This window comes from Photobacterium lucens, assembly GCF_009873615.1.
Classification (GTDB): domain Bacteria; phylum Pseudomonadota; class Gammaproteobacteria; order Enterobacterales; family Vibrionaceae; genus Photobacterium; species Photobacterium lucens.
The window spans coordinates 1,822-10,766 of the sequence record NZ_SSMG01000133.1 but is presented as its reverse complement, the minus strand read 5'-3'; the positions used below and the strand labels follow the sequence as shown (position 1 = coordinate 10,766).

Below are 8,945 nucleotides of genomic sequence, written 5' to 3'. Positions count from 1 at the left end.
TCAGTTGGTTAGAATACCGGCCTGTCACGCCGGGGGTCGCGGGTTCGAGTCCCGTCCGCTCCGCCACTTTATTTGAGACCTCAGCAGAAATGCTGGGGTCTTTTCGTATATAGAATAAACTTGCTCTTCGAGCAATGAGTCTCTCTTGTGTGCGAGTCCAATTGAACACAAGCCCAGACTTGGCGTCCCCACCGCCTCGCCACTTATTAAGAAGCCTCGCTAGAAATAGCGGGGCTTTTTTGCGTTTTAAATAAGTTAAATCTATTTGAATGAGCTAGTCGTTAAGTTAGTTAGCCTCTTTATTGGATGGCTTAGCGACCTGTCATGCAGGGGGACAGATTTTAGTCCCGATTGAATGTTACCCTAGCAGAAATGCTGATGTTTTATGTGTGAACATCAGCCTGTACAGCTTAAATAGCTTTTGTACTACGGAAGGTAAAAAGCTGTACACTTTACTTTTTTCTTTAAAAACAAAATTTTAGGATATTGTTTTAATATAGAAATATTTAAAGCAAAATAGTAGTTAGCTTTTTGGTTGTTATAGGCTTAATCGCTGTACAAGTGTCTGATGTCGTTATCAGATAATTTTTAGATGCTGAGATGAAAAAAGCCTACATAAAAGTAGGCTTTGTGATTTATTTGTTAGGCATGCATTTATGCGCTGTGTTGTGATGTTGATACCTGCCAAGCTTTAGGTAACTGGGTGTGAGTTGATGGCAGTAGCTGTCCTGTCGCATTTAAGATGCGGTAATAAGCAATTGTCTGATCACTTTCTGATTTTAAGTAATCTTTACGTGCTTCAAATAACTCGTTTTCAGCATCAAGTAGATCGACTAATGAACGTTGTCCCAATTTGAATTGTTGAGCGTAGCTCGCTTGTGTGTCTTTGGCTGCATCAATGTGTTGTTTAATGTAGCCCAGCTGTTCTGATACATATTGATAAGCGTTCCAAGCTAGTGTTGTGCCTTCTACGACTTGTCGATAAGTATATGCTTCAGCATCTTTAGAATCAGATAGTCGGTATGCGAGCTCTTTTTCTTTAGCCATATCTTTGCCACCTTTAAATAGGTTGTAGCGCATTTCAATGGCGGCATAGGCTTGTTGCTGTGAGTTATCAAAGCTGTGGTGATTATCATAAGACTTATCAGACCAATCTTTCCCTAGCTCTAAATCAAATTGTGGTAGGTAGTTTGATTTGACTGAGGTTTGATCGGCGTGAAGCGCATCAATATTACTCAGCGCAGCACGAATGGTTGGGTGATTCTTGGCGGCAACTTGGATCGCACTATGTAGTGATGTTGGCATCATTGACATATTGATGTTGGGTGCGTTTAGGTCGACAGGCTGTTCATTGGTAACAGCAATATATTCAGCACGTGCATCTGCTAGATTGTTGTTTGCAGCGATTAAATTTGAGCGAGCTCGAGCTAAACGACCACGGATCTGAGAGAGATCAGCAACAGAGCCTAAACCTGATTCTGTTTTTTCTTTAATGCGTTGATAAATGCTTTGGTGCTTTTCAACATTGTGTTTAGCAAGTGTCACCAGCTTTTCGGCTTCAATATAGTGCAGGTAAGCTTTAGCGACTTGTAGTGCAGTATCTTCAGCAACGGAAATCAAGCTCCATTGTTTAGCTAGGGTTTGATTTTTTAGCTTTTCTACTTGGTGAGTGGTGTAAAGACCATTAAAGATATTTTGGTGCAAGTTAAGACTAATATCGCCAGAGTAAGATTGTAAGTCGTTGTTGTTTTTATCGTCGGTATTATCAGAGCGATAGCTTGAATGTAAATCAAGGCTAGGTAAGTAATCAGCCTTTTCTTGGGCGATTTGTTGCTCACTAGCTTGGTATTGATGTAGTGCTTGTAATACCTTCGGGTTGGTTTGAATGGTATGAGACATAGCTTGCTCTAACGTTTCAGCAGTTGCTGTTTGCGATAAAAAAGCTGAAACGATAGTGAGTGTGATGATATTTTTTTTCATGAGATATTGCCGCTGTTTTGTTGCTAAAAATGTGTCTGTTATCTTTCTTGGAATGCCATATCTTTGGCACGAAGGATTGGATTTAAGATGTAATCTAAAATGCTGCGTTTACCGGTGATCACATCTACGGATGTCAGCATGCCGGGAATAATTGGCATCGGTGTACCATCTTTTTTGATCAGGCTAGAGTGCTTGGTTCTTACCTTGATGATGTAGTAACTGTTGCCTTTGTTATCTTGCGAAGTATCGGCACTGATGTTTTCTACGGTACCTTTCAGCCCGCCATAACGAGTAAAGTTATAAGCACTGACTTTGACGACTGCAGGTAGCCCAGGATGCAAAAAGGCAATGTCTTTGGGTGCAATCTTGGCTTCAATCAATAGCTGATCTTCGGTAGGAACGATTTCTAAAATATCGACACCCGGTTTGATAACACCACCAATCGTGTTGATTTTGATTGATTTAATGGTGCCGTTTACCGGAGAGGTAATAACTGCTTTGTCGACTTTATCTTTTGCACCAACTTGTGCTTCTGTTAAGCGAGAAAGGCGAGCGCTCAATTCGTTGATCTTTTGGCGTACATCCTTTCTATAATTGAGTACCGCTTCTTGACGTTTTAGGATCGCTTCATCTTGCGCTGATTTCGCCTTTTCAATTTGGCTATATAGCTTTGAACGCTCGCCTTTCATGTCATTCACTTTACGCTGCAATTGCAACATATCGACTTCTGACACAATGCCTTTTTTCGCCATAGGGATAGTCATATTCAGCTCTTGATGAATTAGGCTTAAGCTGTTTTTTAGCGTGCTTAATTGCAGTGCTAGGGTGTGACTTTCCTGCTCTTTTTGAATGACCTGACGACCAAGAATATCGAGCTGATTAGAAAATTCTGCCATCCGGCTTTGATATTCTTCTTTTTGCTGCAGTACGAGGTGCTGCTCTGTTTTTTCGAGATCGGCAGAGAACTGTAACGGGGGCGTATTCATGGTGACTTGCTTACGCCAGTCTGGTTCGTTTTTATCTATAGTGATGCTTGTTAACTCGTGCTGAAGACGTGTGATATTGGCATTTAAGCTATCCACTTCATCTTCTTGTTGGGCGAAATCAGATAAAAAACGGGTGTCGTCGATGCGAGCGAGTGGTTGCCCTTTTTTGACCTGCATTCCTTCCTTTACATACATGGCTTCTAAAATACCGCCATCCAAACTTTGAATGATTTGGACTTGTGATGAGGGGATCACTTTGCCGTTACCACGGGTAACTTGGTCAACATTGGCAAAATAGGCCCATACAATGAAGGCAAAGATCATGGCGCAAAAAATACGGATAACCATGCGATGTAAGTGAGGAGACTCCATTAGCATGGCGCTATAGAGATCATCTGCCATCGCTAATTCGTCAGGCGTGTGTTGATTATTCATGGTGTGAAGCTCCTGTCGTTACGCCTTGACTCAGTTGTTGAAGCACTTGATCTCGAGGACCATTGGCAATGATGTGGCCTTTGTCGAGCACGATGATCCGATCGACTAATTGCAGCAGGGACATTTTGTGGGTGATCAAAATAAGGGTGCGTTGCTGAGACACTCTTGCCATGTTGTGGATAAATTGCTTCTCAGCGGAGGCATCCATACTGGCGGTAGGTTCATCCATGAGCAGGATGGAGGGATCGGCTAAAATGGCACGGGCAAGTACAACAGCTTGTCGTTGTCCACGAGATAGCGCAGCACCGCCTTCACCGACTTGTTTATCTAACCCTTCATTGTTCTCTGCGGTAAATTGTGCGACGCCTGAAAGATGGATTGCACGTAGCAATTGATGCTCGGTAACTTGGCGTTTACCAAACATAATGTTGTCGCGGATAGTGCCGTGGATCAGCGTGATATCTTGTGGCATATAACCGATATTACGACGCAGATCGGCTGGGTGAATTTGCTTTGATTCCACGCCATCAAACAGGAGATGTCCCGCCGTTGGCTGATAGAGTCCAGCTAACATTTTGGCAAGAGAGCTTTTGCCTGAGCCGTTTTTACCTAGGATAGCAACACGTTCACCGGGATTAATGGTGAAAGAGGTCGGTGCGAGGATCGCTTCATCACTGTTTGGGTAAGTAAATTCAATATGATTAGCGGTGATTTTTCCCTGTAGTCGTTGGCGATTGATCAAATGCCCTTTTTCTGAGAATTCATCTTCTTGCTGCATGATCATGTCGAGTTGACGCAATGCCGTGGCGGTTTGGTTACCACGGGTTAATAAGCTAGCAAGTTGCGCCATTGGCGAGACGACTCGTCCAGACAGCATGACCGCAGCAATGATGCCACCCATTGAAATATGCCCAGCAGAGACTTGGTAGACACCTAAGATCACAACAAAAATAGATGTCAGTTGAGTAATATAAGTTGCAAGGTAAGAGACTGAATTAGAAAGCTCTTTGATTTTAAGTTGCCAGTCTGCGGTGTGGGCAATCATTTGTTGCCATGTATGCTGCATGATCCCTTCAGCAACATTGGACTTAATGGATTCAATCGCACTTAAACTTTCAATTAAGTGGGCGTTTTTAAGGCTAGAGAATTTATTCGACTCTTCTACGGCACGCTTTAATTTAGGTTGGATATAAGCGGTATACAGCAAAATCACAACGCCAGAAAGCAGCGGGATCACCGCTAAATTGCCAGAGACAAAATAGATAATAAATAAGAATAGTAGTGCAAATGGTAAATCAACCAAGGTCGTGATGGTGGCTGACGTCAGCATGTCTCGTACGCTATCAAATTCACTCAATTGTTTTGCCATGCCACCCACGGACGGGGATTTTTTCTCAAGCGGCATGTTCATCGCTTTGGCAAATAACCGTGATGACACGATCACGTCGATTTTTTTACCTGCGATATCAATTAAGTAGCTTCGCATATGGCGAATAATAAAATCGAAGGTGAAAGCGACAATCGCACCTGTTGCCAGTACCCAAAGCGATTCAAAGGCAAGGTTAGGTAAGATCTTGTCGTACACATTCATCATAAATAGCGGTGAGATGAGTACGAATAGGTTGATTAATACCGAAGCAAATAAAGCATCACGGTAAATAGGGCTGGCTTCTTTGATCATTACCCATAGCCAATGGCCTTCATTGACATGTAAGTGGGTATCGATACTTTTATCACCACGCAGTTGTTTCTTAATTAAAAACGCATAGCCGGTATAAAGTGCATTTAATTGATCGAGGGTGATCTCGGTTTCACCGCCATTTTCGGGTAATTGAATAATGGCTTTGTTTTCATCGTTATCAATGGAATACAAAATACAGGCACGTTTATCTTCTAATAATAAAACGCACGGCATTGAAATCGCTGAAATAGTGGTTAGCGGCTTTCTAATGAGTTTGGTTTTAAGCCCTGCACGGGTGGCGGCTTGTGGGAAAATATCTGGCGTTAACCAAGCGTTAGACAGGGGTAAGCCTGCGACTAATGCTTCGCCAGAGCAGGGATTGCCGTAATACTCTGAGATTAATACTAAGGCATCTAATAATGGATCTTCGGTAACGGATTGTGAGGCGGAAATATGCCATTGCTCATTTTGATTAACGGTCGTTGATACCACAGACGGTTCTCTTACTTTTATTTAAATGCAACAAATGGGAATAGATAAACATCTATTCCCATTATTAAATGTGGATGCTAATTAATTAGATGGATTAACAGATGGCATCGTGGTGGTGATAAGTATCTAAAGCCACATGATCCGATGCGGCATGATGGCTATCATGGGCAAAGATCGCTTTTGCTTCGTTGTTATCAAGGAGGTGATTGGTGATCACACCTGCGTTTTTGATGAAAGTTTCAGTATTGGTATTTTTCAATACAATGCTTAATTCATCATGATGCGCATCGACTTGTCCTTGGCTCTCAATGGTAATGAGTGTGTCGTTACCTTTACCTGAGATTGATAACACATCTTCAATTGATGCTGAGTTATGGATCAAATCAGACAAATCTAACTTATCGTGGTGAACATCGAAATCTGTGATGGTATCGGTTTCACGGTATAGGCTTTGGTTAGCAAATTTAAAGGTATCATTACCTTCGCCACCCGTTAGCGTATCGTTACCCAGACCACCGGCTAGGATGTCATTTCCTTGACCACCAAATAGCATGTCATCACCAAAGTTGCCATGTAGGGTATCGTTGCCGCCTTGACCAAAGATGATGTCGTTACCGCTACCACCGTTGATGCTGTCATTGGCATCTTTAGCATGTGAGATATCAAATTCAGCGGTGTGCTGCTCGATGTAACTTGCTACTTCATGGTTATTTAGATCTGCCGCTGGTTGATGCGTTGCGTGTGCAACATGCTCTTTAATTGCGCTGTAGCCTTGTGCGTCATGGCTATCATCAAACTTAATGATGTCACCGAAAAGAATATCGTTACCAGCATGACCATTAATGGTGTCAGCACCTTCATCGGTGATGGCTTCTTCATGGCCTAGCACGATCTGCGCAATATCTTTGGCGTCGATATTCGTGCGAACATGACCATCAGTATCAAACTGGCTTAACGTGTCAGCTTTGATGTCATCATTGATACCAATCGCTTCAACGGTAGGGGATACATGTTGTAGCTCGTTAAAGGCTTTAACAGCATGCTCGTTGATGGTGGCATCTTTTGTAAACCATGATGAGGAGTTATCACAGGTTGCTTTACCATCGGTAAATAAGTACGTCACATTATTGCCGTGGTTGTGTGCAGCATCATGGGTAAACCACTCTTTTGCCTTCATAAAGGCATCTTGATAGTTAGTACCATGGAAAATATCGGAAATTTTATTACCGAAACCTTTTGCGTACTGAGCAACAAGATCGCCCGCTTTAAAGTGCACTAAATCGATATTCTCAACAGTTGCGCTACCATTCATTGCAATCAGAGATACATTGATATGACCATGTTGAATCGCACTGTTTTCAATGCCTTGGTTCATGTCTGATTGTAGTTGTGTTAGTACGGTATCAATTTGTACTAATGAGTCATGGTAAGCCGATGAGTGGAATAACACGGAGTCGGTGTACATGCTGCGAGAGGTATCTAAGATGAAAGCAATGTTGTAGTTTTCACCTGGGATAATTTGAATACCTTTGGTATCGCCAATCATGATGTCACTATCATGGCCACCATTTAGGGTGTCATTGGTGTATTTACCATCATGCGCAATTTCATGGGTTGCTGTCGCAGCATGTAAGTTCATACCAATAGAGATACGGTTGCTCATGGTACCTTGTTGGTTATAAATGTTTAGACCAAATGTTTTCGCACCATTTAAACCATCAAAATGATCTGCACTATTGGTGTAATGTAAGCTACGCAGTGCGGCTTCAAAGTCACTATTGCTCACTTCACCATTAGCGATTAGCTCCCAACGACCAGTGAGTTGCTTGGTATGAACATCAGTGTACGGTTCTGCTTTTAAAGTAAAGTGTGCAGAGAAGGCATCATCTAAAGTTAGGTGATCATGTTCGCTATCAAAACCATTGTGACCATCACTATTCACATCGGGTGTAATGGTAATTTCAGCACGATGGATCGTATGAGCACTGCTTAGGCTAATATCGGCTAGTAGACCTTTATCGGCGTTGTAATTTTCAAATACCCAGCCATGGTGGTTCATGCTATCAGTATGGATAAATGGTGTGGTATCCACACTGTTTTGCGCAGCTTCACTTAACGCATGTAGTGCTTGTTGTGCTGTTGCTTGTTCATGCATCACAACATTGACAGAAAGGGTTTTATTGACTGCATTTTGATCATCAACCACATTGATGCCAAAAGACTTCGCCCCATTGAGACCTGTCATACTGTCAGCAGTATTGCTGTAAGTCAGTGTTTGTAGCGCATGTTGGAAATCTTCAACATTTGGGTTCGTGCCAGCTTTTGCAACCAGTGTCCATGTTGCTTGAGCACTGTTGTGATCTGCCGTTAGAGTGAAAGTATTTTCCAGAGATTTAGCTAGCGTGAAGTGATCATGAGCTACATCAAAGCCGTTGTGATCTTTGCTCGCATCCATACTGATCACAACACGAGAAAGGTGTTGGCTATCTACGTCAGTCAGTGTTACATCAGACAGTAATGCTTGCTCCCCCGTCCCTTCCTGGTAACTACGTGTGATCCAGCTATTTTGCACATCATCAGCGGTTGCGATAGGTGCATCATTCATTAATAGATTGACAGAAAATGCTTTATTTAGTGCATGCTGATCATCCATAACATTAATGCCAAATGATTTAGCTGCATTTAATCCTGTCATGCTGTTAGCGGTATTTTCGTAACATAGTGCATGCAGTGCATTTTGGTAGTCTTCAACCGTTGTGTGTGCTGGATCTGTCGCCTGTAGCGTCCATGTCGCTGCGTTGTCATCATGAACTGCTGTTAGAGTAAACTCATGAGCTAGTTCTGGCGGTAAACTGAAATGATCATGTGCAGCATCAAAAGCATTATGATCTTTGCTTGCATCCATAGTGATAACAATACGATCAAGATGCTCGCTATCAATATCTTTTAAGGCAACATCTGTTAGTAGTTCTTGTGGACCTGCATTTTCACTGTAAGTGCGGGTGATCCAGCCATTTTGCATATCGTCAGTTGCTGTGATTGGCGCATCGTTCATGATCACATTGATAGAAAAAGCATCGTTCGCTGCATGGTGATCATCAAAGACATTAATACCGAAAGACTTCGCACCGTTAAGGCCGGTCATGGATTCTGCGGTATTTTCGTAGCTAATTGACTGTAGTGCGGCTTGGAAATCTTGCACGCTTAGCTGTGCGCCATCTTTTGTTGCTAGTGTCCATACTGCAGCACCTTCTTCAACGTGCTGAACAAGGGTAAATTTATCGGCAAAAGCTGCATCTAAAGTAAAGTGATCATGCGTAGCATCGAAGCGATTAACATTACCTTCTGTTGTCATGGTGATTTCAACATAA

General features: G+C 42.5%; 4 protein-coding genes. All 4 read right to left on the bottom strand.

Annotation, left to right across the window (positions count from 1 at the left end; translation table 11 throughout):
* Nucleotides 1-654: 654 nt before the first annotated feature.
* Nucleotides 655-1,980: a TolC family outer membrane protein gene (locus E5A76_RS06665; RefSeq protein WP_161118467.1), complete on the bottom strand. Its 1,326-nt coding sequence runs from the start codon at nucleotides 1,978-1,980 to the stop codon at nucleotides 655-657.
* A 38-nt stretch (nucleotides 1,981-2,018) separates the two neighbouring features.
* Nucleotides 2,019-3,401, bottom strand: a complete 1,383-nt coding sequence (locus E5A76_RS06660; RefSeq protein WP_161118466.1) for an HlyD family type I secretion periplasmic adaptor subunit — start codon at nucleotides 3,399-3,401, stop codon at nucleotides 2,019-2,021.
* Nucleotides 3,394-5,574, bottom strand: coding sequence for a type I secretion system permease/ATPase (locus E5A76_RS06655; protein ID WP_161118465.1), 2,181 nt, complete (start codon nucleotides 5,572-5,574; stop codon nucleotides 3,394-3,396). Before E5A76_RS06655 ends, E5A76_RS06660 begins: the two co-directional genes overlap by 8 nt.
* Nucleotides 5,575-5,668: 94 nt before the next feature.
* Nucleotides 5,669-8,945: M10 family metallopeptidase C-terminal domain-containing protein (locus E5A76_RS06650; RefSeq protein ID WP_187695577.1), on the bottom strand; the 3,277-nt coding region annotated here is incomplete at its 5' end.

Coding starts and splice junctions, on each gene's coding strand:
- E5A76_RS06665 (WP_161118467.1), bottom strand. CDS start 1,980: ATGAAAAAAAATATCATCACACTCACTATCGTTTCAGCTTTTTTATCG.
- E5A76_RS06660 (WP_161118466.1), bottom strand. CDS start 3,401: ATGAATAATCAACACACGCCTGACGAATTAGCGATGGCAGATGATCTC.